Origin of the sequence: Vibrio sp. 10N.286.48.C11 (genome assembly GCF_041469805.1) — a bacterium.
GTDB classification, from domain to species: Bacteria; Pseudomonadota; Gammaproteobacteria; order Enterobacterales; family Vibrionaceae; genus Vibrio; species Vibrio crassostreae_C.
Window position 1 is genome coordinate 12548 of the sequence record NZ_JBFRLK010000011.1, and the last position, 25640, is coordinate 38187.

Consider the following 25640-nt stretch of genomic DNA (forward strand, 5'->3'; position numbering starts at 1 on the left):
TATTTAGACAGGTAGGTTTTTATGTACAATGTTGCCAACATTACACCACAAGGTTCTCCCATTGCCACAACTGCCCATAGAAGCTGTGATGCCAGATCTGCTCGCTGGCGTAGAAACACACACTCAACTTATTCTAAAGGCCGCTCCCGGTGCGGGTAAGTCAACATTCTTCCCTTTACAGTTAGTTAAGACCAACGCCGTTCAAGGCAAAATCATCATGCTTGAACCGAGGCGTTTGGCTGCAAGGAATATTGCTACTTACTTAGCGAGCCAATTGGGAGAAAAGGTGGGAGAGAGCATTGGCTTTAGAGTTCGTGGTGAATCTAAAAGCAGCAGTACGACTCGCTTAGAGATTGTTACTGAAGGGATCATGACAAGAATGATCCAAACCGACCCTGAATTGACAGGGGTTGATATGGTGATCTTTGATGAATTTCACGAGCGCAGTATTCACGCCGATACCGCATTGGCGTTTAGCTTAGAGATCCAAGAGGCGTTGCGTGACGATCTGAAAGTGGTAGTGATGTCGGCAACTTTAGATCAACAAGCTCTGCAAACTTTGCTGCCGAATGCCAAATACGTTGAATCACAAGGTCGCACCTTTCCGGTCGATTTCCGTTATCAGCCTCTTAACGCAAATGAATATCTAGCCCCTAAAATGGCTAACGTGATTCGCTCTCTGATGGAGAAAGAGTCAGGCTCACTTCTGGCCTTTTTGCCGGGCGTTTCTGCGATTAAGCAGGTGGAATCTCAACTAGAACAATTCGCCAATGATATCGATGTGTGTCCTCTGTATGGGCAACTCAGCTTTTCTCAACAGCAGAAAGCGATCGCGCCATCAGAGAAAGGGCGTCGAAAGGTGGTGTTAGCGACCAATATTGCTGAGACTTCTTTGACGATTGAAGGTATTCGATTGGTGGTTGATTCTGGGCTTGAACGTGTGGCGAAGTTCGATCTGAAAACCGGTATTACTAAGCTTGAGCAAGTGAAAATCTCGCAATCTTCAGCTGAACAACGAGCGGGCCGTGCGGGACGAATTGAAGAGGGCTTGTGCGTTCGTTTGTACAGCGAAACGCAGCTGATGCAGCAACCAGCTATACCAGAACCTGAAATTCTTCATTCTGATTTGTCTTCGCTGGTGTCTGAATTGACGCAATGGGGCGCTGCGAGTGCTGATGAACTGCAATGGTTAGACGTTCCACCCAAAGCTTCTATCGGGCAAGCCAAGCAACTCTTACAGACTCTTGAATTGTTAGACGATAATGGTCAATTTACGGCATTAGGAAAACAGGTCCAACGTTTAGGTCTAGAGCCTCGTATTGCCAGCATGTTGGTTAAAGCGCAGCAAGGTAGTCCTGCTCTGTTGAATGTCGCGATTGTTGCTGCTGCTTTGCTGGAAGAGCCGGAGCGCAATGTGACGGATATTCAACACTCTTTGCATCGACTTAAGCAAAGAAAACATTCCAAAAATAGCGTTGTGATGCAGCGAGCGAAAAGTCTCGCGAGCAAACTCAATCATCACTTAGATTTGTCACAAGCTGACGAATCATTGCTACCATTAGTGCTTTGTTTTGCCTTCCCAGACCGGATTGCACAAGTGAGAAGCGCGACCAGCAGTGCTTTCCTTTTGGCGAATGGCCACGGTGCTGAGGTTCGTGATGATGATCCACTGGCGAACAATAACTATATCGTAGTGATTGATTTGATGCGCAGCACAGGGCGAGCCAGTCAGATTTTCTTAGCCACCGCGGTTGATATCGCACAGTTAGAAGCTGAATTTCCAAAACTGTTTGTGCGTTCCGATTACGCCGATTGGGATGAGAAACGTGGCCGTTTAGTTGCTGAGCAGCGTGTATCTCTGGGCAAGTTGATTATCAGCACCAAAGCTTTACCTGATCCCGATGCGAATCAGGCGAGCCAAGCGCTGCTCAATTATGTCGCTCGATGTGGGTTGGATCGCTTAAATTGGACAGCTTCGGCTAAGCAGTTGGTTGAGCGTGTACGCAGTGCAGAGCTTTGGATGCCTGAGCATGATTGGCCAGCGATGGACGATGCGAGTTTGATTGAACACCTTGATGAGTGGCTATCTCCCTATCTGAATGGCATTAAGTCGGCAAAAGGACTGTCTAGTGTTTCGATTGAGCAAGCATTGTCGGCTTATCTTGGTTGGCCTTTGAATCAAGAAATCGACCAATGGTTGCCAACGCACTATCTGATGCCAACAGGCAGCAAGAAGGCCATTCGTTATCAATATCAATCTGAACCAGTGATCTCAGTGCGAATGCAGGAAGTCTTTGGCGAACAAGACTCGCCATTGATCGCGCAAGGGCGTAAAAAAGTAGTGCTTGAGCTCCTTTCTCCAGCACAGCGACCACTACAAATTACTCAAGATTTAGCTGGCTTTTGGGCTGGCGCGTACAAAGAAGTACAAAAAGAGATGAAGGGCCGTTACCCAAAACATCCTTGGCCGGATGACCCTGCTAACCATGTAGCAACCACTAAAACCAAACGACAGTTGAATCGATGATGACCAAAATGTTAACGCCAAAAAAGGCACCACCTAAAAAAGCGCCAGCAAAGAAGTCACCAGCGACCAAAGCCAAGCCAAGAAAACCAAGAGCGGCTGCGAAAAAGACCAAACCTAAGGCTAAGAAATCTGGCAAAAGAGGTTGGTTGAAGATCCTATGGGGCATTTCTTGGAAAGCGGGCTTAGCGCTTGCGGCATTGCTGTTGTTCGTCGGTATTTATCTTGATTCTGTGGTCAAACAGCGCTTTGAAGGTCAGCTGTTTGATTTGCCAACCGTGGTTTATGCGCGAGTGCTAGACCTGTCTCCGGGAACTCCGGTGAGTTTGGTTCAGGTTAAGAATGAGCTCGATGTACTTAATTACCGTAAGGTGAACGCGCCTCGTCACCCAGGCGAATACTCTTCTTCTTCGACCAAGATTGAAATGATTCGTCGTCCGTTCGAGTTTGTTGATGGACCGGAAGCGGATCGTCATGTGATGCTGCACTTCAATGGTAACGAATTAACTCGCATTCAGTCGCTGGAGAAGAAAGGCGACATGGGCTACCTGCGTGTTGAACCGAAAATGCTTGGCATGCTTGAGAAAAGTAACGATGAGCAGCGCCTGTTCTTAAAACGCAATCAGTTCCCAGAAGTGATGGTTGATGCCTTACTGGCAACCGAAGACCGAAACTTCTATCAACACGATGGTGTGTCGCCACTGGCCATCGCTCGTGCAATGGTCGTTAACGTCAAAGCTGGGCGAACGGTACAAGGTGGTAGTACGCTGACACAACAGTTGGCAAAAAACCTGTTCCTGTCCAGTGAACGTACATTGTGGCGTAAGGTTCGTGAAGCCTACATTGCACTTATCTTAGACCATCGTTACAGCAAAGACCGTATCCTAGAGGCTTACTTAAATGAGGTTTATCTTGGACAGAATGGTGGGCAAGCGATTCATGGCTTCGGTTTAGCGTCTCGTTTGTATTTTGGTCAACCTATTCAAGAGCTGCGCATCGATCAGCTAGCACTGCTGGTGGGTATGGTGAAAGGACCGTCGTATTACAATCCGGTTCGCTATCCTGAGCGTGCTAAGACTCGACGCGATCTGGTTCTTCGCTTATTGATGCAACAAGACATCTTAACTCCGCGACAATACGAAGAGGCGGCGAGTCGTGATTTGGATATTCAAGACAACCCACGCATTGCTAGCCGTCAGCCCGCTTATTTCCAACAAGTAAACATTGAGCTTAAGAAGTATGTCGGCGATCGATTTGAGGCGAAAAAAGGGATTCGAGTCTTTACCTCTCTGGATCCGGTATCTCAAGACAAGTTAGAGAAGTCGATTGCTCGTAAGGTGCCTGATTTATCGAAAACCGCAGGTAATAAGCTGGAAGCAGCAGCTATTGCCGTGGATAGAAATACCGGTGAAATCCGGGCGATGGTCGGTGGTAAGCGTACTGGCTACGATGGCTTTAACCGTGCCTTGAACGCGAGTCGCCCAATTGGTTCTTTGGTCAAGCCTGCAATTTACTTAACCGCACTAGAGCAGCCTCAGAAGTACACGTTGGCGACAACATTGAAAGACACGCCACTGAGCTTGAAAGGCAGTAAAGGTAGCGTGTGGAGCCCGAGAAACTTCGATCGTAAGTTCCGTGGCGATGTGCCTTTGTATGTGGCGCTTTCTAAGTCTTACAACGTACCTACTGTTCGTTTAGGCATGCAATTAGGCATTGATAGTGTCTCGGATACGATTGGAAAACTGGGGGTCGATAAAAATGAGATTCGCCCAGTGCCGTCGATGTTTTTGGGTTCGTTCTCACTGACTCCGTTCCAAGTTGCGCAGATGTATCAAACCATTACCAATTCTGGGCGTATAGCACCTTTGTCTGCGCTTCGCTCAGTTGTTGATAACGATGGCGAGGTTCTGTATCAGTCGATCCCTCGTGTATCACAAAGCGTTGACCAGCAAGCCGCTTGGCTTACAACCTATGCAATGAAACGTGGCGTGTCGGAAGGCACGGGCCGTTTCCTACAAGGTCAGTTTGCATGGGCAGGGTTAGCTGGTAAAACTGGCACTAGTAATGACAGCCGAGACAGTTGGTTCGTGGGCGTAGATGGCCGTGAAGTGACGACCATCTGGCTAGGACGTGATGATAATAAGCCGACTAAGCTTACTGGTTCGAGTGGTGCGTTACGTGTTTATGCCGATTATCTCAAACAGAGAACACCCGAGCAGTTATTACTGCCTTGGCCGACAGGAATTGTCACCGCTAACTTTACTCGAACTTCTGAAGGGGCTTTAGAGTTTGATTGTGATGGTGCAGTTAAACTGCCACTTTGGGATGAGGGTGGAAACATTAAAAAGGGCTGTGAAAGTCAACCAAAACAGTGGCTAAAGAAGCTTTTTCAGTGGTAAAGTCGTAACAAGAAAGAATGACAAGGACAGTTAACATAATGATTTCTCGTTGGTTAGTGAGTGGCTTAGGTGTTGTCGGTACTGTGATCAGTTTTCAGCTGTTTGCATCCACCGCGACACAGATTGATCAATCTCAGCAGGCTGAACAAGCTCATAAAAGGCCAACCGTTGCTGTCGTTCTTGCTGGTGGTGGGGCAAAAGGTGCAGCTCACATTGGTGTGCTTAAAGCTCTAGAAGAGATGCAAATCCCGGTTGATTACATTACCGGTACCAGTATGGGCTCATACGTTGGTGGTCTTTATGCGACAGGGATGAGCGCAGACGAGATCGAGAGCTTTATTTATACGGTTGATTGGAATCGCGGTTATCGTGATCGCGTTAACCGTAGTGATCGCCGCGTACGTGACAAAGAATATGAAGACCGCTACCAACTGAACACCGATCTCGGCTTAGGTTGGGGCGAAATCAAAGCAAGGAAAGGGGTGGTGCAAGGCCAGAATATGTTGCGTATTCTGCGTGAGACCACGGGTAATCTATCCTCATTCGATTCTTTCGACCATCTTGCTATCCCATACCGTTCAGTCGCAACTGACATTATCGAACTTGAAGAGGTGGTCATCGATCATGGCCACCTTGTTGATGCCATGATGGCGAGTATGTCAGTTCCCGGCGCGCTTCCCCCTTATGACCTCGATGGTCGAATGCTGGTTGATGGTGGTGTCACCAATAACATGCCCGTCGACGTAGCCAGAGCGATGGGTGCAGACATCGTCATTGCGGTGGATATCAGTACCAACTACAAAGGCAAAGATGATTTCACGAATTTTCTAGCCGCAGCTGACCAACTCTCTAATTATCTTGTTCAACGCAGCACCCAAGAGCAAGCTGAAACTTTAACAGACGATGATGTCTTCCTGCGCCCAGATGTTGGGGAAATGGAGACGACAGAATTTGATAAAATGCCATCGGCTTTCCTCGCGGGCTATGAAGCTGCTAAGCAGCATACTGATGAACTTTCTAAGCTATCGCTCTCAAATGCCGATTATCAGCATTATATCGAGGACAAACAAAAAGCGCGCAGACAGCTAAAACACGGCGATAAGACCGTCGTTGACCGAGTTGTTATCAATAACAATACCCACTATTCCGATAAGCTGATCGAAAACCGTTTAAACCTTGATTCAGGTGAGATTCTGAAGACCAGTGAAATTGAATCTAAAGTACAAGACCTCTATGCGCTAGATAGATTCGAGTTGGTGACTTATGAATTTGACACGGTAGATGGCGAGGAGCAACTGCTGGTCGATGTGAACGAAAAATCTTGGGGGCCAAACTACCTCAACTTTCGATTCTTTCTTGAAGATGATTTCTCTACTACAAGCCAATACTCGCTCGGTGTCTCAGCCAACTTTACTGATATTAATAAGCATGGTGCAGAGCTAAGAACCAATATCGAGATGGGAACGGACAAGCGAATTGAAGCGGAACTTTACTCGCCATTCTTTTCGAGTCAAAAGCTGTTTACTTCGGCATCGGTTGTTTACAGCAAAGAGAACAGAAACCTACCCGCAGATATTGATGATATTGAAGAACCGACACTGGACGTAACGAAAGATTATCTCCCTATGACGTATAGTGAATATGTCGGTGAATTGGCATTAGGCTATCAACCAACCTTGTGGCAGGAGCTGACATTTGGTGTTCGTTATACAGATGGGGATGTTGAGGTTTCTTCGTTACCTTCATTGGGCAGTGGTGGCTACAAGCGTATTGGTGGCTTCATGGGTTACCGACTGGATACTTTGGATAATTTCAGCTTACCGACCAAGGGTTACTTTGTAGATTTAGAGTACCTCGTTTCTCATGATGATTTTGATAATGACAGCTCTCTTGGTGAATCGGATTTAACGTCTGAGAGTGATACGGTTTATGAGTTTTCGGCCAATTTCATGGCAGCAAAGAGTATTGAGAAGCATACTTTAGTCGCAAAGCTGGATTACGGTATTGTAGAGAGCAAAAATTCGATTTTCCCTATTGATCCCAAAGAGCTTGGTGGCTTCTTAAACCTGTCAGGTATTCCAAGGAATAGTATGATTGGTCAGAACTTGGCTTACACCAGCCTTATTTATCGTTATAAGTGGTTTGAAAATGACTTCGGCCTTTTTAAATCACCATTCTACGTGGGCGCATCCATTGAGCATGGTGGTGTCTGGTCGAACAATGATTTGAGTATTGATGAAGCGCCAATGTACACCGCGGGTTCTGTTTTCGCGGGTGTTGATTCTCCAATCGGGCCGATCATTTTAGCTTATGGCCGAACCGAAGATAATTTCGATTCGGTGTATCTGATTGTAGGTACGTCCTACAAATAATCATGCGCAGAGTCGCCATTTAAGTGCGTAATTAGGCAAAAATAGTGGGACTTTCGTCTTAACTTGCTATGTTGGTCAAAATGATAAGATTTTAATTTAACGTTAAATTTGCTATTCTACCGCCCACAGTTTGGCCTCTATGACGCCGCTCATCAATACAAATTGAATGACAAAAATGGCAATGGAGAGCCAAGTTTCCAAGGATGTTCACTTCTTTATTTTACTAACAATTATGAAGGGAAGAAGTGAACCGCAATGAGAGGAAAAAAGTCGTGCTTGAAGCCTACCGTAAACACGTCGAAGAACGTGCTGCCGAAGGAGTTGTTCCAAAACCACTAGATGCTGAGCAGGTAGCTGGCCTAGTTGAACTTCTGAAGAATCCACCTCAAGGTGAAGAAGAAATCATTCTTGACCTACTAGAAAATCGCATTCCACCGGGTGTAGATGAAGCTGCTTACGTAAAAGCTGGCTTCCTTACGGCTATCACTAAAGGTGAAGTAGCTTCGCCACTAGTAAGCAAAGCAAAAGCTGCAGAACTGCTTGGTACCATGCAAGGCGGTTACAACATCGAATCTCTAGTATCTCTACTAGACGATGCTGAGCTTGCTCCAATCGCTGTTAAAGCGCTATCTCATACTCTACTGATGTTCGATGCGTTCTATGACGTAGAAGAGAAAGCGAAAGCTGGCAATGCTGCTGCACAACAAGTACTTCAATCTTGGGCTGATGCTGAATGGTTTACAGCGAAAGATAAAGTAGCAGAAAAAATCACAGTAAAAGTATTTAAAGTCACTGGTGAAACGAACACCGATGACCTATCTCCAGCGCCTGATGCATGGTCACGTCCTGACATCCCAGTACACGCGAAAGCGATGCTGAAGATGGAACGTGATGGCATTACTCCTGATGAACAGGGTAGCGTTGGTCCAATCAAACAAATTGAAGAAATGCAAAAAGATGGCATTCCACTGGCTTACGTTGGTGATGTTGTTGGTACAGGTTCTTCACGTAAATCGGCAACAAACTCAGTACTTTGGTTCATGGGTGAAGATATCCCATTCGTACCAAACAAGCGTACTGGCGGTGTTTGTCTTGGTGGTAAAATTGCACCAATCTTCTACAACACAATGGAAGATTCAGGCGCACTACCCATTGAACTGAACGTACAAGACATGAACATGGGCGATATCATTGATATCTACCCGTACGAAGGTGTTGTTCACAAGAACGGTTCTGTGATCTCAAACTTTGAGCTAAGCAAAGTACTTCTTGATGAAGTGCGTGCTGGTGGCCGTATTCCACTGATCATCGGTCGTGGTCTAACGGGTCGTGCTCGTGACGCTCTAGGTCTAGCTGAAACGGATCTGTTTGCTAAACCAATCGATCCATCTGCATCTGATAAAGGCTACACGCTAGCTCAGAAGATGGTTGGTAAAGCATGTGGCGTTGAAGGTGTGCGTGCTGGTCAGTACTGTGAACCTAAAATGACGACAGTGGGTTCTCAAGATACGACCGGTCCTATGACTCGTGATGAGCTTAAAGATCTGGCGTGTCTTGGTTTCTCTGCAGACCTTGTAATGCAGTCTTTCTGTCACACATCGGCATACCCGAAACCTGTTGATGTAAACACTCACCATACGCTACCTGATTTCATCATGAATCGTGCGGGTGTTTCACTTCGTCCGGGTGATGGCGTTATCCACTCATGGCTAAACCGTATGCTTCTTCCTGATACTGTAGGTACAGGTGGTGACTCGCATACTCGTTTCCCTCTAGGTATTTCATTCCCTGCGGGTTCTGGCTTGGTAGCATTTGCTGCAGCAACAGGCGTTATGCCTCTTGATATGCCTGAATCTATCTTGGTTCGCTTTAAAGGTGAAATGCAACCGGGTATCACGCTACGTGACCTAGTACATGCCATTCCTCTTTACGGCATCAAGCAAGGCCTACTAACGGTAGAGAAAGCAGGTAAGATCAACGAATTCTCTGGTCGTGTACTAGAAATTGAAGGTGTTGAGCACTTATCTGTTGAGCAAGCATTTGAGCTTTCTGATGCATCTGCTGAGCGTTCTGCTGCAGGTTGTACCGTTAAGCTTTCTGAAGAGTCTATCTCTGAGTACTTGAACTCGAACATCGTGATGCTGAAGTGGATGATCGCTGAAGGTTACGGTGATGTTCGTACGATTGAGCGTCGTATTACAGCAATGGAAGAGTGGCTAGAGAACCCTGAGTTGCTATCTGCTGATTCAGATGCGGAATACGCGCACGTTATCGAGATTGATCTTGCTGACATCGATCAACCAATCCTATGTGCACCAAACGATCCAGATGATGCTCGTCTTCTTTCGGACGTTCAAGGTACTGAGATTCAAGAAGTGTTCATCGGTTCTTGTATGACGAACATCGGTCACTTCCGTGCTGCAGGTAAGATGCTAGAAGAGTTTAACGGCTCGCTAAATACTCGCCTATGGGTGGCTCCGCCAACGAAGATGGATAAAGACCAACTGACAGAAGAAGGCTACTACGGCATCTTCGGTCGTGCTGGGGTACGTATCGAAACTCCTGGCTGTTCACTATGTATGGGTAACCAAGCTCGTGTTGCTGATGCTTCGACGGTTATGTCGACGTCAACGCGTAATTTCCCGAACCGCTTAGGTAATGGCGCGAACGTTTATCTGGCTTCTGCTGAGCTTTCTGCTGTTGGCGCGATTCTAGGTCGCATCCCAACGAAAGAAGAGTACTTAGAGTACGCTGAGAAGATTAATGCAACCGCTGCTGATACATACCGTTACCTGAACTTCCATAAAATGGGTCAGTACACGGAAAAAGCAGACACGGTTATCTTCCAAGAACCAGCTTAGTTCCTCGTTATATTTGTAGCTGCAGCGTTGTTGACTGCGTACGTTCACCGGAGCGCCGGCCGCCTTAATTACATAGAGCTTCTATGCTCATAGGGATGAACGAACTTGTCGCCTAACTGCAACTCCAACTATTTAGAGGAACCCAAATGATAGAACGTCTACTTCGGTAGGCGTTTTTTTATGTCTGAAGACTGGACGACGAGCGACTCGATCTCTTGATGACTTCGCTATATACTCTCGCCTCATTTTTGCCACAACCCTTTTATTGAGTCTCTTTTTATTAGAGCTTTGGAGCCTTATGGAATTCGAATTTACTAGAAACACTCTAATGGGTGAATACTATGTGAAATGCAGCATGGGCCATGAGATTGTTGGCCGTTGGCTTCAAGAAGAGATCGGTAAAGATAAGCAAAAATTAGATCATGTGATGGCGTTGATTGAGCAATCTCGACAGGACTTGAGCAATGAAGTGACGTTGCTTGGCAAAGAGATTAGCCTTGCGATTAATGAAGACGAAGTAACGATTCAAGAAAACGTGTTAGCGCATGAGCAAGAGATGGAAGAGGGCAGTGAGTTCGACTTCTATAACTGTGAAAGCCAAGCAAGCTGTGGAATCGACGATTTCGAACTGCTCATCGAACGCTGGATGGATTTTTTAGGTTACTAGTCCTAAGACCTATTTGTTAGTCATTCAGAGCTTTGAAGGCTCCGTTGCCCAAAACTGGAGCAATAAGAGCATCGCGCATTAAGATAGTGAAAAGGCTGCACCATGTTGGTGCGGCCTTTTTCGTTATTACGACCTTATTATCTTCATCTTATTTAAAATCAAGCACTTAACTTTTTGGCACGCTACTTGGATTGTAATAAGAGAATTAACGGATTAAGTAAGAATTTAAGGAACGAATATGAAATTAATAAATGCCATTGTTAAGCCATTCAAATTAGACGATGTACGCGAAGCGCTCTCTGATGTGGGTATTGAAGGTATGACTGTTTCTGAAGTGAAAGGCTTTGGTCGTCAGAAGGGACACACTGAATTGTATCGTGGTGCAGAGTACCAAGTGGATTTCCTACCAAAGGTGAAGCTAGAGATTGCTACCCAAGCTGAGAATGTTGACCGAGTTGTTGAAGCGATTAGCCAAGCGGCACACACCGGAAAAATCGGCGACGGCAAAATTTTTGTGTATGACCTAAGCCAAGCCGTACGAATTCGTACTGGTGAAATGGATGCTGAAGCACTTTAAAGAATTACAAGGACTGGAGACTTTAATATGGAACTTACAACAACAGTAACGGAACTGCGTTACGCACTAGACACTTTTTTCTTCCTCATTTCAGGTGCGTTGGTAATGTGGATGGCAGCAGGCTTCGCGATGTTAGAAGCTGGCCTAGTTCGTTCAAAGAACACCACAGAAATTTTAACTAAGAACATCTGTTTGTACGCAATTGCTTGTACAGCTTTCTTAGTGGTTGGTTACAACATCATGTATGTCGACAACGGTGAAGGCGGTTGGTTGCCATCATTTGGTACTCTAATTGGTACACAAGGTGAAGGCGCAGATCACTCTCTAGAATCAGACTTCTTCTTCCAGGTAGTATTCGTTGCAACAGCAATGTCTGTAGTATCTGGTGCGGTTGCTGAGCGTATGAAGCTTTGGTCATTCCTAATCTTCTCTGTAGTACTAACAGCGTTCATTTACCCTGTTGAAGGTTATTGGACTTGGGGCGGTGGTTTCCTATCAGAAGCGGGTTTCAGTGACTTCGCAGGTTCAGGTATCGTACACATGGCTGGTGCAGCAGCAGCGTTAGCTGGTGTTCTACTACTCGGTGCTCGTAAAGGTAAATACGGTAAGAACGGTGAAATCTACCCGATTCCTGGTTCAAACATGCCACTTGCAACGCTAGGTACATTTATCCTTTGGTTCGGTTGGTTCGGTTTCAACGGCGGTTCTCAACTGATGGTTTCGGATTTTGAGAACGCAACAGCAGTAGGTCAAATCTTCCTTAACACCAACGCAGCAGCAGCAGCAGGCGCAATTGCAGCACTACTAGTATGTAAAACAACTTGGGGTAAAGCAGACCTAACAATGATTCTTAACGGCGCGTTAGCTGGCCTAGTAGCAATCACTGCAGACCCTCTATCACCATCACCTCTATTTGCTGTAGCGATTGGTTCGGTATCTGGTGCATTGGTTGTATTCAGCATCATCGCACTAGACAAAGCTAAGATTGATGATCCAGTAGGTGCTATCTCTGTACATGGTGTATGTGGTTTCTTCGGTCTAATGGCTGTGCCACTAAGCAACGCTGATGCAACGTTTGGTGCTCAGCTAATGGGTGCAGCAGTCATCTTTGCATGGGTATTCGGTGCTAGCCTAGCAGTATGGGCGGTGCTTAAAGCAACAATCGGTATCCGAGTAACGGAAGATGAAGAACTTGAAGGTATGGACATGCACGATTGTGGTGTCGGCGCTTACCCTGAGTTTGTATCAGTAAAATAATCAACAGTCGTCGCCTAATCTGAATGGGTTAGGTTGGACAAAGAAAGCCCCGCAACTCTTGTTGCGGGGCTTTGTTGTATTTACGGTTGCACAATATATAAACACGAACGTTGAAGTTAGGCTCATTGTTTAAGGGGAACGACAAGACACAAAGTTGAAATGGTTTGTTACAAAAGTGAGAGTTTGAATGGTCTGAGTAGACGGATTTTTTGTTGGTCGTCATTGTAATTATGTTAATGATGAATATAATAACGCAACTGATAGACATTATCATTTCGATATAAAGGATTTTACAATGAAGAAACTGCTAACACTTTCAGCTCTAGCGTGCGGTGTAATTGCCCCGACAGCAATGGCTGCGGAAGAAGTAAACGTATACTCTTACCGTCAACCTTTCCTTGTTGAGCCAATGTTCAAAGAGTTCACAAAAGAGACTGGTATTAAAGTAAACGTTAAGTTTGCTAAAAAAGGTTTAGCAGAGAAGTTAGCTCAAGAGGGTGAATACAGCCCAGCTGACGTTGTCTTAACTGTAGATATCAGCCGTCTATCTGAATTAACTAAACAAGGTCTAGTTCAATCTGTAGAGAGCGATGTACTTGAAAAGAACATCCCAGCTCAATACCAAGATACAGATAACGAGTGGTTCGCTCTAACAACTCGTACACGTAGCGTTTATTCTTCACGTGACCGTGTTGGTCGTCTAGGTGAAGAGTTCACTTACGAAGATCTAACTAAGCCTGAATTTAAAGGCAAAATCTGTACTCGTAGTGGTAAGCACCCATACAATGTTTCTCTAGTATCTTCGATGATTGCTCACAAAGGTGAAGCTGAAACGAAAGAATGGCTAGAAGGCGTAAAAGCAAACCTAGCACGTAAGCCTCAAGGTAACGACCGCGCACAAGTTAAAGCGATTAAAGAAGGTCTATGTGATGTTGCTCTTGGTAACAGCTACTACCTAGGTAAGATGGTTAATGATAAAGAGCAAAAAGCTTGGGCTGACTCTGTTTACATTAACTTCCCTAACCAAGAGACTACAGGTACTCACGTAAACATCTCTGGTATGGCAATGGCTAAATACTCTCCAAATGAAGAGAATGCCGTTAAGCTGATGGAATTCCTGTCTGGTAACACAGCACAAAGCATGTACGCAGAAGTGAACTACGAATACCCAGTGAAAGCAGACGTTAAACCTTCTGAGCTTGTTGCTTCATGGGGCGAGTTCAAAGCGGATACTATTTCTCTAGATGAAATTGCAAACCACCACGCGGCTGCAATCAAGCTATTAGACGAAGTTAAGTTCGATCTATAATTTATTACGGTAGGCTCCGGCCTAAGTAAAATGACAACCTCAAGTCGCCATTTTGGTTACTTGGGGTTGTTTGTTATTGGAAAATCACTTTTTGATACAAAGCACCCCGTTGATCCCTTGAGTTATTAGCATCTCACCTTGAAGTCATTAGAGTATATGGGTATAAATAACCCCACCATTAAAAGGACATGAGATGTATTTGCAAATGCATTTGTGTTTCATTAAGCCTCTTTGTAGTTAGGCGATGAAAGAAAAGAATTATTTATGGAACACCAGTAGCGGCATTATTGCTGTATTACTGGTTTTACCGATCTTAGCGATTTTTACGACGGCTGTTGGAGAAACAGATGAGCTATTTTCTCATCTGATGTCCACAGTAATGCCCACCTATGCTTACAATACGGTGGTTTTAGTCATGGGAACCTTATTCCTGTCTTTGGTTTTTGGTATTCCGTCTGCTTGGATTATGGCAATGTGCCGTGTTCCGGGAGAGTGGGTTTTGCAATGGGCGCTAGTACTGCCATTAGCAATGCCAGGCTATATTGTTGGGTATATATTCACCGATTGGTTCGACTTTGCTGGGCCTGTTCAAGTTCTACTGCGAGATCTTACTGGGTGGGGACCCGGTGAGTATTGGTTCCCGGATATTAGAACCTTATCTGGTGCTATTATTGTTCTGTCTCTCGTTCTCTATCCTTATGTTTACTTGCTGTGCCGCGCCGCATTTATGGAGCAAAACGTCTCCTTACTGCAATCCGCTCGGTTGCTAAAATGCTCACCTTGGGAAAGCTTTCGTCGTATCTCGTTGCCACTTGTTCGCCCATCAATGGCGGTAGGTCTATCGCTTGTTGCGATGGAAACTATCGGTGATTTTGGTACCGTGAGTTACTTTGCAGTCAACACTTTAACGACAGCGGTTTACGATACCTGGTTAGGTTATTCAAGTTTAACGGCTGCTGCGAAAATATCGGCAATTATGCTAGTTATCGTGATCTTGCTGTTGAGTTCAGAGCGCTACAGTCGTCGTAAACAGAAACTGTTCCAGAATCAATTCAGCAGTCGTGAAGACTTTCGTTACGACCTATCCGGTTGGAAGAAGTGGTTGGCACTGTTTTGGTGCTGGGGATTAGTGTGCGTTGCATTCTTATTCCCTCTGGGTCAGTTGATGATCTATGCCTACAAATACTTTGCACAAAGTTGGACGCCTGAATTCAGAGAGTATTCTGTTAACAGTCTTTATGTGTCAGTAATCGCGGCGATTATTGGCGTTATCATTGCGATGATTGTGAACTTTAATCAACGTGTCAGCCCGAGTAAGAAAAATCAGGCTTACATGCGTATTGCTTCGATGGGCTATGCTGTTCCAGGCACTGTGTTGGCGATTGGTGTGATGGTGCCTGTGTTGTTCATGGATCACTTAGTCAATGATATTGCCAAAGTGATGGAGTGGGGACGTCCGGGGCTGATTTTCTCTGGTTCCATGTTTGCTCTTATCTTTGCAATGGTGGTGCGTTTTTCTGCAGTGGCGATTGGCAGTATTGAAAGTAGCTTGAGTAAAGTATCTCCTTCATTGGATATGGCTTCTAAAACCATGGGTTGCAATACCAACCAGATGTTACGTCGTGTTCATTTACCTTTGATTAAACGCGGCGCGCTGATCGCCGGTTTACTGGTGTTTATCGAATCAATGAAAGAGTTGAATGCGGCCTTGCTGCTGCGTCCTTTCAACTTCGAAACATTGGCGACTTATGTTTATAACTATGCCTCAGATGAGCACCTAGAATTGGCGGCGATGCCTGCTGTATTATTGGTGTTGGTGGGTTTAATTCCTCTGATCATCGTAAACCGTTCCTTGGAGCAGAAAAACTAATGAGTTGTGCATTATCAATTAAAGATCTGACTTGTAAGTATGAGTCGCAAACCATTTTGGAAGCGCTCTCGTTAGAAGTTGAGCATGGTGAAATTGTTTGTCTTCTTGGTGCGAGTGGCTGCGGTAAAACGACCTTACTGAAGGCGATTGCGGGCTTACTTCCATTGAGTAGCGGTGTGATGAGTTTGAACTGTCAAACCATTGATGATGGCGAGAATTGGTTGCCACCAGAGCAGCGTAACATTGGTATGATTTTCCAAGATTACGCCCTGTTTCCGCACCTGACGGTAAACCAGAATGTCGGCTTTGGCTTGAAAGACCTTTCTGAGCAGCAAAAGAAAGACAAAGTTCAAGAGATGCTGGAGTTGGTTCACTTAGGTGAGTTCGGTGACCGCTACCCACATCAACTTTCAGGTGGTCAACAGCAGCGTGTCGCTATTGCCCGTTCTTTGGCGTACAAGCCAGACTTGCTACTGTTAGATGAACCATTCTCAAACATCGATACTCAGGTTCGTCATGAGCTGATTTCTCAGATTCGCAAGATTTTTAAGAAGCAGGGTGTTACAGCTATCTTCGTAACTCACAGCCGTGAAGAAGCGTTCGCATTTGCAGATAAAATGGCAGTAATGAACCATGGTGTGATTGAGCAGTATGGTTCGGCATCTGAGTTGTATTTCCATCCTTCAAGTAAGTTTGTTGCAGACTTTTTGGGTGGCGGTAGCTACCTCAATGCACAGCGTATTTCGGAGCATGAATTTGAAACCAGTTTGGGTATGGTTGAAGCCAAACCGCAAACGGAGATTGAGTTCGGCAATACATGTGAGCTTCTGCTAAGGCCCCAGCATATCCAAGCAAGTTACGAGCAAGATAGTGCTATTTCGGTGCTAGAACAGCAATTTATGGGTGATCACTGTCGTTATGTAATCGAAGCGCATGGTCAGAAGTTATTAGCAACCTCGTCAGAAGCACTTGAAGTGGGTATGCCGGTCAACGTAAAAGTCGATACCAAAGGCGTATTGGCTTTTTAAAGAGATATAACGCGATACTAATCGTTACAAGAATCGCGATAAAAAAGCCCAGCACTTTAATCAAAGTACTGGGCAAGAGTTCTTCACTTATAGGCTTTAACAAGGCAGTGATTTGTTAAGTCCCATACAAAACTGCTGCACTCTATAAGCCTATAGAGAGAGGAAGTCTTTCACTTTTTGAAGAACACGTTCTGCAGTGTCTTTATCTTCCATTTCTGCGAAGATTCGTAGTAACGGCTCTGTTCCTGAGAAGCGAGCAATGACCCAGCCGCCATTCTTGAAGTACACCTTGGCACCATCTTCATAGCTGACTCTTTCAATTTCGTATTCAAATTCAGGCAGTTGCTTCTCGACGTAGATCTTAGTGTAGAGCGCTTCTTTCTCTGAAGGTTTAAACTTATAATCGCCTTCTGCGGTGTAGGCATAGCCATATTTAGAGTAAATCTCATCAAGTAATTCAGACAGCTTCTTGCCTGTCACACTGATCATCTCAACCAGTAAGCTTGAAGCAAATACGCCATCCTTACCTTTGATATGACCACGAATGGTTAAACCCCCCGAACTTTCGCCGCCAATCAGAGAGTCATCGGCCTCCATTTGTGAGCTGATGTGCTTAAAGCCTACAGGAACCTCAAAGCTCTTCTCACCATGATCCGCCGCGACTTTATCCAGTAGATGTGTGGTTGCGATGTTACGAACGACAGAGCCCTTCCAACCTTTGTATTCCAGCAAGTAGTAGTAAAGTAGGAGTAGTACTTCGTTAGGGTGAATGAAGTGACCTTTCTCATCGATGATTCCCAAACGGTCGGCATCGCCATCAGTACCAATACCAATGTCATAGCCTTCTGCTGCAACTAAGTGCTTCAAGCGATAGAGCGTTGCTGCGCTAGGAGAAGGCATTAGGCCACCGAAGTCTGGGTTTTTACCATCGTTGATTACGTCGACATCACAACGACCGTTGATAAGAACCGTTTGCAGAGCGTTTTTCGCCACACCAAACATTGGGTCGATCAGCACGCGTAGATTCGCTTTCTTAATCGATTCAATATCGATGGCATTAATGATGGAATCAACAAAGGCGTTCATCGGGTTGATGATTTCGATCTCTTTGTCATTCAACGCTTGCTCGAAATCGACACGAATAATATCTTCGTTGGTCAGTGTTGCGATTTGCTGTTCGATCTTCTCTGTGATGATCTCATCAGCATCACGGCCACCTTCAATGAATACCTTGATGCCATTGTAATCGGCTGGGTTGTGAGAGGCGGTAATACACGCCGAGTAGGTGCATCCCATCTCTTTTGCTTGGAACATCACGATAGGTGTTGGAACAAACTTATCGATGAAGCTTACTTTGATGTTGTTCGCCGCAAGTACTTCTGCAAACCAACATGCGGCTTTATCGGAAAGGAAACGACGGTCATAGCCGATCACAAACCCATTCTTGGCTGCATCTTCGTTGTTAATGATGTTAGCGAGCGCTTGCGCTACCAAACGGACGTTTTCTCTAGTGAACTCTTCACCAATGAAAGCGCGCCAGCCACCTGTACCAAATTTAATCATTAGAAAATCCTTTTAGTCTCATTGTCTCAAGCCCGTAAAGACTTGAGACAAGAGCTGTTCGTTAAATTGCGTGACTAGCCTAGAACAACGACAACATCGTTCACGCTGCCTTCTGCTTGTACTGGGATTGCGCCTTCAACTGACTCACCATTGATAGTGATAGAGGCAACGCCTTTGCTTACTGCATTCGGGTTTTGCACTGTGATGTTGTAAGTTGCGCCACGCCATTGACGAGTAACCTCGAACTCTGGCCAATCAGTCGGGATACAAGGATCAACCGTTAAGCCTTCAAAGCCTGTACGAACACCAAGAATGAAGTTGGTTACCGCGAAGTAAGCCCAACCCGACGTACCCGTTAACCAAGGGTGGTTTGCACGGCCGTGGTCTTGGTGATCTTTACCCATGATGAACTGCACGTACGAGTATGGTTCTGCGTAACGTGTTTCAATCATGTCGTTTTGGTTGTACGGGTTCAGTGCGTCGTAGAATTTCATAGCACGGTCACCACGACCTAGTTTCGCTTCTGCTACCCAAGCCCATGGGTTAGGGTGAGAGAAGATTGCACCGTTCTCTTTTACACCTTGGTAAACGCGAGTTACGAAGCCGATATCATCGTTTGGTGTTGCGAATGAAGGAGAGTTTAGGTGTAGGCCGTATTCAGAGAATAGGTTCTCATCGACTGCGTCCATCGCTTTCTCACCGCGTTCTTGAGATACCGCACCAGATAGAACCGCGAGCGTGTTTGACTCAAGGTGCACACGACCTTCAGCTTGTTGTGCTGTACCGATCTTGTCGCCATTTTTAGTCAGACCACGGATGTACCAGCCACCTTCGTCATCCCAAAGATGCGTTTCACATGCTTCACGAACGTTAGCAGCCATTTCAGTGTATTTCGCAACGTCAGCATCGTTATTACGGAACTTAGCAAGATCTAGGAATTCTTGTAGCGCCCAGAAGTGTAGGAATGAAACCATTGATGATTCACCGCCACCTAGGTTCAAACAGTCATTCCAGTCAGCACGAAGGCCTTTACAAATACCCGTTTGACCCACGTATTCAGCAGAGAAGTTCAGTGCCGCTTTCATGTGTTCGTAAACTGTCGCGTCGCCACCGTCTGCGTATGGGATCACTTCATCAAAGAAGTCGTGCTCACCGGTTTCCATTACGTATTTGATAATGGTCGGAACGATCCATAGGTGGTCATCAGAACAGGTATCGTCAATGCCGTGGATCTTGTCGTCATCTGACGGTGTTGGAACAACTGTTGGTGATTTTGATGGCTCAACGTCGGCTTTCTCTGGATCGAACCAGTCAGGATCGAACAAGTGTAGACCGTAGCCCGCTTTCACTTGGCCGCGAAGCAGGTCGATAATACGTTTCTTGGTCATTTGTGGGTTGGCATGGGGTACTGAAATAGCATCTTGAGCCGTATCACGGTAACCAAGACCAGTACGACCGCCAACTTCGATGAATGATGCAAAGCGTGACCAAACCACACAGGTTTCCGCTTGGTATAGCGTCCACGTGTTGATCATTGTGTCTAAGCCTTCGTTTGGCGACTTAACTTGGAATTTGTTGCAACGCTCGTCCCAGTGATCTTTGATGCCTTGGAAAGCGGCGTCTACGTTTGCTGTGTCTTGGTACTTCTCACGTAGGCGTTCACCGTTGCCTTTACCGATACCGAGTACATACGCAAAGCGAACTTCTTCACCGGGTTGAATCGTAAATTGCTTGTGCAGAGAACCACAGTGGTTGTAACAAGTTTGAGCGCTGTTAGAACACTTACCGTTTTCAACCGCAATTGGATTTGCTTCATCACGGTACATACCAAGGAAGTTATCACGTTGGCCATCGTAGCTGTCTGGTGAGAAAGTTGAAGCTAGGTAGTAGAAGCCTTCAAAGTCGTTAGTGTTGTAGTACAGGTCGTATTCCAGAACACCTTCTTGGTAAGACGTGCCCGCAGAGTACAAAGACATCTGATGGTTTTGATTGTCTGATTGAATATGGCTGAAAGAGAACTCAACAAACGAGAAAGTGCTGATAGTACGTGGCTTGTCAGTGTTGTTCTTTAATACAACGTCCCAAACTTCTGCATCTTCACCCTTAGGTACGAATAGCGTCTTGGTTGCGGTAATGCCGCTGTATTCACATTTGAATTTTGAGTATGACAGGCCGTGACGAACTTCGTAGTTCGCTTCATCTAGGCTCTTTGCCACTGGTTGCCAAGAGATAGACCAGTAATCACCCGTCTCATCATCACGCAGGTAAACATAGTGTCCTGGGCGGTCAAAGGTGCCGTTTGGACGGAACTTAGTAACACGGTTGTATTCCGGAGAATTGTAGAACGAGTAACCGCCCGCATTGTGCGAAATCACGGTACAAAACTTTTCAGTACCTAGGTAGTTTGTCCAAGGTGCTGGTACATCAGGGCGAGTGATGACGTATTCGCGATTGTCGTTATCGAAATAGCCGTATTTCATTGTCATTTCCTTTTTAACAAACTGCATCTATGCAGCTAATTTTTAAATAGTGATGCTGAGTCGTATCTAACTGAGCACCTTAATTTGAGTCAGCAACCACTCGATATGAGTGTCGCTTTGGTTTGTTTTATTGAGCTTTCCAAGGGTTGCGATAATCAACATTGAGTTTGTCGAGTAATGGCAGATGCCCCTTTAGGCGAGATAGGTAATCTAGCCAGTTTCGGTTGTTTTTATGTGTCCAACATCCTTCAGCTAAAGCGCTAATTCTTGGGAATACCATGTAATCCATACGCTTTTGGTTGGTGACGATCTCACACCATAGAGCACACTGAATTCCGCGGATCCGCTTACGAATTGGGTCGGTGTCGGATATCTCAGCAAGCGCTTCGTAGGTATAAGCTTGTTCTAATGGGATAACGGCAGCCCAATCTACGCCCGGCTCTTCCGGTGCATAATCTTGGGTCATGTCGAGATAGGTAAATTGTGCAGGTTGCAATACCACATCAAAGCCTTGGCGAGCGCAATTGACAGCCGCTTCTTCACTGAGCCATGAATAGATGATGGTCTCTTTGCTCACCTTGTCGCCGTGCTGAGCTTCTTCCCAGCCCACCATGCGTTTGCCGAGTTGCTTAAGCTTATTCTCGGCATAGCGGAATAGGTGACCTTGTAGGTCTTTGCTGTCTTGGTACTGGTGTTCTTTCATCAACGCTTGAGCAGCAGGGCTGTTGCTCCACACTCCCGGTGGCACTTCGTCTGCACCCATGTGAATTAATTCGCTCGGGAACAGCTCTGCGACTTCTTCAATAACTGCATCTAGAAATTGGTAAGTGCCTGGTAAACCTGGGTTTAGGACGTTGTCGTTGTAGTGCTGAATGCTTTTGTATTGAGTAGTGTCAGCTTGCTCTACCAACATGTCAGGCAGTGATTTGATTGCGGCACGGCAGTGTCCCGGAATATCGATCTCTGGGATCACCGTGATGCTGCGTTGCTCTGCGTATTCAATGACTTCGCGAATCTGTCGTTGTGTGTAGAAGCCGCCATAGTTGTCCGCAATGTGGGTATATTGCGGCTCTAGTGCATGATCAGGGCCACGCCAAGCGCCAATTTCTGTTAGCTGTGGCAGGCTCTTTATCTCAATTCTCCAACCTTCATCGTCAGTTAGGTGCCAATGAAATACGTTGAACTTGTAGTGCGCCAGTTGATTGATTAAACGCTTCACTTGCTCTACTGAGTGGAAGTGACGAGCGCAGTCCAACATCATGCCGCGGTACTTAAAGCGCGGTTGGTCGGCTATCTTGCAACATGGTAGAGAGAAGTTCTCTGCGTCCAGTTGTTGAACTAGTTGAATCAAGCTTGCCACAGCGTGTGTAAAGCCCGACTGGCTGCCTGATTCAGCAATAATCTGTTGTGCAGTGATGGTCAGTTTGTATTCGGCTTCATCTAACGTCGGGTTGCTGCGAAATAGAATGTTGCCGCTTTCGTCTTTTGAAAGTTCAGCTGAAAGCGCGGTCGAAAGAGACAGCTCAAAGGTCGAGAGCAACTCTTGCTGGAACCAAGAGACTGCCTTATCAGCAAGATGAGATTGAACCTCAATTCTGCAGTCGTTATTTAGCGCGAAACTACTTTGCTGAAATTCGATCTGATTAGGCTGAGGAATCAATGCAATCTCAGCAGCGTTAACTTCAGGTATTTGATTGCGTTCACGGTATGGCGAAGCCAGTACTATGGGTGATATCGCGACAGGCAGTACCGATGTTTCTCCATCATTATGTGACTGGATAAAGGCATCGTTAAGGCCATCAGAATAGAAGCGGAATGGTGCGCTTTGAATACTGAATTCAAGGTAGTAATGGTTGTTGGCCTTTAACACTGACGAACTTGGTGTGAATGAGCAAAAGCTGCCAACTTGAGTCAGCTCTCCTTGCGATAAACTCTCTGGAAGGATGAAACGATCAAATGCAAAGTGCAGAGACCAATCTTTTACGTCGAGGTCACTTAAGTTATGTACCGTAAGGCCAAATCGGCAGTTATTTTTTTGTTCAGAAAGAACAGCTAAGTCGATGCGATAATTCATATAACTTCCCTGCTAAGCCTGTTGATACAAGTTGTGTTGTGGTTTTCCGGCAAACATCAATGCGCCTTCAATAGCGTCGAATTGAGGTTTAACGATCCATTGTTGTACTGGTGGTGATAGCCAGTTGAGAATACGCTCAGCGATACTTCCCATTAAGCACACCTTGTCAGCGCCTTTTCGATGCAGCGCTAAGACAAACATTTCGATATCAGCCGCGGTTTGCTTGAGCATATCGATAGCCAGTTCGTCACCTTCGTTAGCGAGTTGAAAAATAACTGGTGAGAATTGACCGTAATCCTTTGGAATAGCACCTTTTGACCATTCGACAATGGCATCCACATCATTATTAAAGTGATTCATCACATGTAGAGTCAGCGGGGTTTTGTTGCGAATACCGTCTTCTGCAAGCAAGACTTGTTGAATCAAACGTAAGCCCATGACTGCGCCGCCGCCTTGATCTGAAATCGGAAATTCACGACCGCCAACCACATATTGCTCACCGTCTTTTAGGAAGATACCGCAAGAACCCGTACCACCGATCATGATTGCGCCGTCTTGGCCATTGTGAGCACCAATGCAAGCGCCATAAGCGTCGGTATTTAGTGTCATGCTTGCGAAAGGGTGTGGTTGAGCCATGAAGTCGAACCATGCTGATTTTTGCTCAGCGCCAGCCAGCGCTAGGCCAACATGCATATTTGAAAAATGGTCTGAGTTGAGTTGCCCTTGTTGTGCCGCTTTTGTGATGGCATCAATAATTGAGCTCATCGCAACATCAACACCCAAAAGGATGTTGCCACTGCCACTTTTCGCTTCACCAATCAGTTTGCCTTGAGCGTCACGAATACGAGCACGACAAGAAGTACCACCACCATCAATACCGACGTAGTAAAGAGTCATGATTATTGCTCCTTACGCTGAGCTAAGAAGTTGAACTGTGCAGCGGTTGCTAATAAGAACCACGCACCATGAGGGATCCATTGCTCACCCCAGCGCCAGTTTTGAAGCATGTCATCTTTTTGTGCTGGTGGATTGAACGCAATGTCTTGTTCATCTTCAAAACCAGCTGTGATGCCATTACAGATACCGCCTTTCGCATTGAAGAACCCAAGCTGAGGTAGGTAGTCTGGGTTGTTATGGCCATGACCATCGAGCATGCACATGTGGTATGGGTTGAGGCCCAAGATCCAATCAAGGCTATTTTGTGAAAGCTGGATTAAGCGCTCTTGAAGTTCGCTATCTTTAATGTGCGGTTGAACTAGGTAAGCCATGGTTGCGAGTGAGCCAAGGCGTGCGTTCTCGCCTTGCCACCAGTAACCGGTTTCGTTCTGTTGAGCGACGAAGAAGGCATCACGTTTATCACCATCGACAGATTTAACGTATTGTCTTGGATAGCCAAATGGGTTGGTGACTTTGTCGGTGATGTTGATTTCGAACTGACAAGCTTGTTCAACAACTGTGCGCGCCTGTTCTTTTAATTCAGCATCGGTTTCATTGTCGATGTATTCACATAGTGCAATCACAGGAAGACCGGCTTCAGCTGCGTGAAAGTATGGACGAGAGCCATCAGAGTTTGCCGACCAGAAGTGCTCAAATGAATCATCGGATTGCTGACGAGAGATTAAACGAGTCGCCCAAGTTCTTGCTTCTGATAGGTATTGCTGGTCTTGTGTTACGCGATACAGCTCATTGGCTGCGAGTAGGGCGCAATACTCATCGATGATGTTCTCTTCACCATCGTTTAGATACTGGAGGTTGTACTCTTTTAGATGCCAGTAACCCTTAACCGCCATTTCAAGGTATGTGTGGCTCGAGTAGCTGCCAGAGATTTCAAGCTCAGAAGCTGCGGCTAATGCTGCGATAGCAACACCTGCACCTTGTCGGTAGCCCGCTTGTAAGTCCGTTGATTTATGACCTTCTTGAGTCGCATAAGCGCAGATATCGCGTTGGTTGATATCTTTGCTCCATTTGTCGAATACCGTCATATAGAAGTATCCGTCAGCGTCTTGCATACGCACTAAGAAGTCGGCACCGAACAGAGCCTCTTCCGTTAGACGAGTCATGGAGAATTTCGGGAAGTCTGGGTTATGGCTAGTCAAGCGTACGCTTTTTAGCATGTTCCAAACGACCATCGGAATTTGTTGTGGGTTTAGGTAGTTACCATAAGACAGGTGGCTAAAATATTTACTGACATCACCTGATGCGTCATACCATCCACCGTGGACATCGACGTATCGGTCGGTACCTAGAATTTGTGCTTGTCGATCTTTTTTGTCGAAAATACCGCCACAGCGTTGTGACTTCAAGTAATGAAGCACATCAGAAAACGTGTGGTTCATTAATAGGTTGCTACCAATCTCAAATACTTCTGAACGCAGGTTGTCAAAACGTAGGTAGTAGCGACCAGATTCAGTGACTGAACTGAAATCAATAGTGAAGAATTGCCCTTGATGCCAATTTGCTACGCGGCCTTGTTTAACCACATCAAAATTTCCGACAGTCATATGGTTGTCAGCACAGACGAGTAGAGCCGTAGTGCTTGATAGGCGAGCTTTCTTAGTTTGTAGGATAGCTTGCTTCGGGCCTGTGGACTCATAGCCAATATGGTTGGTCAATAACAGCATCAATATTCTCCGACAGTCCTAGTTTCTATTGGCTAGGT

General features: G+C 45.8%; 15 protein-coding genes. 10 read left to right on the top strand and 5 right to left on the bottom strand.

Annotated features, from left to right (window positions below):
* The first annotated feature begins 28 nt into the window (after positions 1-28).
* The 10 genes from hrpB (at position 29) to AB4209_RS03605 (ending at position 16864) form a co-directional block, all read left to right on the top strand.
* Positions 29-2527 carry an ATP-dependent helicase HrpB gene (gene hrpB / locus AB4209_RS03560; protein ID WP_372054859.1) on the top strand — a complete coding sequence of 833 codons (2499 nt, stop codon included), beginning with the start codon at positions 29-31 and terminating at the stop codon, positions 2525-2527.
* On the top strand, positions 2524-4923 hold the full coding sequence (gene mrcB / locus AB4209_RS03565) for a penicillin-binding protein 1B (protein ID WP_017063253.1): 2400 nt from the start codon (positions 2524-2526) through the stop codon (positions 4921-4923). Before hrpB ends, mrcB begins: the two co-directional genes overlap by 4 nt.
* A gap of 38 nt (positions 4924-4961) precedes the next feature.
* Positions 4962-7295, top strand: coding sequence for a patatin-like phospholipase family protein (locus AB4209_RS03570; RefSeq protein WP_017059426.1), 2334 nt, complete (start codon positions 4962-4964; stop codon positions 7293-7295).
* 272 nt (positions 7296-7567) lie between these two features.
* Entirely contained in the window at positions 7568-10156 is a 2589-nt protein-coding gene (acnB, locus tag AB4209_RS03575; protein ID WP_017072021.1) for a bifunctional aconitate hydratase 2/2-methylisocitrate dehydratase, read from the top strand.
* A 298-nt stretch (positions 10157-10454) separates the two neighbouring features.
* Positions 10455-10823, top strand: coding sequence for a YacL family protein (locus AB4209_RS03580; protein WP_019824378.1), 369 nt, complete (start codon positions 10455-10457; stop codon positions 10821-10823).
* Between the two features lie 238 nt (positions 10824-11061).
* Positions 11062-11400, top strand: coding sequence for a P-II family nitrogen regulator (gene glnK, locus AB4209_RS03585; RefSeq protein ID WP_004738200.1), 339 nt, complete (start codon positions 11062-11064; stop codon positions 11398-11400).
* A 27-nt stretch (positions 11401-11427) separates the two neighbouring features.
* Positions 11428-12657: an ammonium transporter gene (locus AB4209_RS03590; protein ID WP_017059420.1), complete on the top strand. Its 1230-nt coding sequence runs from the start codon at positions 11428-11430 to the stop codon at positions 12655-12657.
* A gap of 295 nt (positions 12658-12952) precedes the next feature.
* On the top strand, positions 12953-13966 hold the full coding sequence (locus AB4209_RS03595; protein ID WP_016790767.1) for a Fe(3+) ABC transporter substrate-binding protein: 1014 nt from the start codon (positions 12953-12955) through the stop codon (positions 13964-13966).
* A 244-nt stretch (positions 13967-14210) separates the two neighbouring features.
* Entirely contained in the window at positions 14211-15836 is a 1626-nt protein-coding gene (locus AB4209_RS03600; RefSeq protein WP_372054862.1) for an ABC transporter permease, read from the top strand.
* Complete coding sequence (locus AB4209_RS03605) at positions 15836-16864, top strand: ABC transporter ATP-binding protein (protein ID WP_065584918.1); 1029 nt, start codon at positions 15836-15838, stop codon at positions 16862-16864. Before AB4209_RS03600 ends, AB4209_RS03605 begins: the two co-directional genes overlap by 1 nt.
* A 150-nt stretch (positions 16865-17014) precedes the next feature.
* On the opposite strand, the gene AB4209_RS03610 is transcribed toward AB4209_RS03605, so the two are convergent.
* The 5 genes from AB4209_RS03610 to AB4209_RS03630 form a co-directional block, all read right to left on the bottom strand.
* Positions 17015-18427 carry a phosphoglucomutase/phosphomannomutase family protein gene (locus AB4209_RS03610; RefSeq protein ID WP_017072023.1) on the bottom strand — a complete coding sequence of 471 codons (1413 nt, stop codon included), beginning with the start codon at positions 18425-18427 and terminating at the stop codon, positions 17015-17017.
* 74 nt (positions 18428-18501) lie between these two features.
* Positions 18502-20907 carry a GH36-type glycosyl hydrolase domain-containing protein gene (locus AB4209_RS03615; RefSeq protein ID WP_102319895.1) on the bottom strand — a complete coding sequence of 802 codons (2406 nt, stop codon included), beginning with the start codon at positions 20905-20907 and terminating at the stop codon, positions 18502-18504.
* 127 nt (positions 20908-21034) lie between these two features.
* The gene (locus tag AB4209_RS03620) at positions 21035-22981 is read right to left on the bottom strand and encodes a beta-N-acetylhexosaminidase (protein ID WP_372054864.1); all 1947 of its coding nucleotides are present in this window, start codon (positions 22979-22981) and stop codon (positions 21035-21037) included.
* 12 nt (positions 22982-22993) lie between these two features.
* On the bottom strand, positions 22994-23878 hold the full coding sequence (locus AB4209_RS03625) for an N-acetylglucosamine kinase (protein ID WP_017066804.1): 885 nt from the start codon (positions 23876-23878) through the stop codon (positions 22994-22996).
* Positions 23879-23880: 2 nt separating this feature from the next.
* Entirely contained in the window at positions 23881-25602 is a 1722-nt protein-coding gene (locus AB4209_RS03630; RefSeq protein ID WP_372054866.1) for a glycoside hydrolase family 9 protein, read from the bottom strand.
* Positions 25603-25640: the final 38 nt, after the last annotated feature.

Bases quoted from the DNA above. Each gene is read 5' to 3' on its own strand.
- AB4209_RS03605 (WP_065584918.1), top strand. From the start codon at position 15,836: ATGAGTTGTGCATTATCAATTAAAGATCTGACTTGTAAGTATGAGTCG.
- AB4209_RS03570 (WP_017059426.1), top strand. From the start codon at position 4,962: ATGATTTCTCGTTGGTTAGTGAGTGGCTTAGGTGTTGTCGGTACTGTG.
- AB4209_RS03630 (WP_372054866.1), bottom strand. From the start codon at position 25,602: ATGCTGTTATTGACCAACCATATTGGCTATGAGTCCACAGGCCCGAAG.
- AB4209_RS03600 (WP_372054862.1), top strand. From the start codon at position 14,211: ATGAAAGAAAAGAATTATTTATGGAACACCAGTAGCGGCATTATTGCT.
- AB4209_RS03620 (WP_372054864.1), bottom strand. From the start codon at position 22,981: ATGAATTATCGCATCGACTTAGCTGTTCTTTCTGAACAAAAAAATAAC.
- glnK (WP_004738200.1), top strand. From the start codon at position 11,062: ATGAAATTAATAAATGCCATTGTTAAGCCATTCAAATTAGACGATGTA.
- AB4209_RS03625 (WP_017066804.1), bottom strand. From the start codon at position 23,878: ATGACTCTTTACTACGTCGGTATTGATGGTGGTGGTACTTCTTGTCGT.
- AB4209_RS03610 (WP_017072023.1), bottom strand. From the start codon at position 18,427: ATGATTAAATTTGGTACAGGTGGCTGGCGCGCTTTCATTGGTGAAGAG.
- AB4209_RS03595 (WP_016790767.1), top strand. From the start codon at position 12,953: ATGAAGAAACTGCTAACACTTTCAGCTCTAGCGTGCGGTGTAATTGCC.
- AB4209_RS03615 (WP_102319895.1), bottom strand. From the start codon at position 20,907: ATGAAATACGGCTATTTCGATAACGACAATCGCGAATACGTCATCACT.
- mrcB (WP_017063253.1), top strand. From the start codon at position 2,524: ATGATGACCAAAATGTTAACGCCAAAAAAGGCACCACCTAAAAAAGCG.
- AB4209_RS03580 (WP_019824378.1), top strand. From the start codon at position 10,455: ATGGAATTCGAATTTACTAGAAACACTCTAATGGGTGAATACTATGTG.
- hrpB (WP_372054859.1), top strand. From the start codon at position 29: ATGTTGCCAACATTACACCACAAGGTTCTCCCATTGCCACAACTGCCC.
- AB4209_RS03590 (WP_017059420.1), top strand. From the start codon at position 11,428: ATGGAACTTACAACAACAGTAACGGAACTGCGTTACGCACTAGACACT.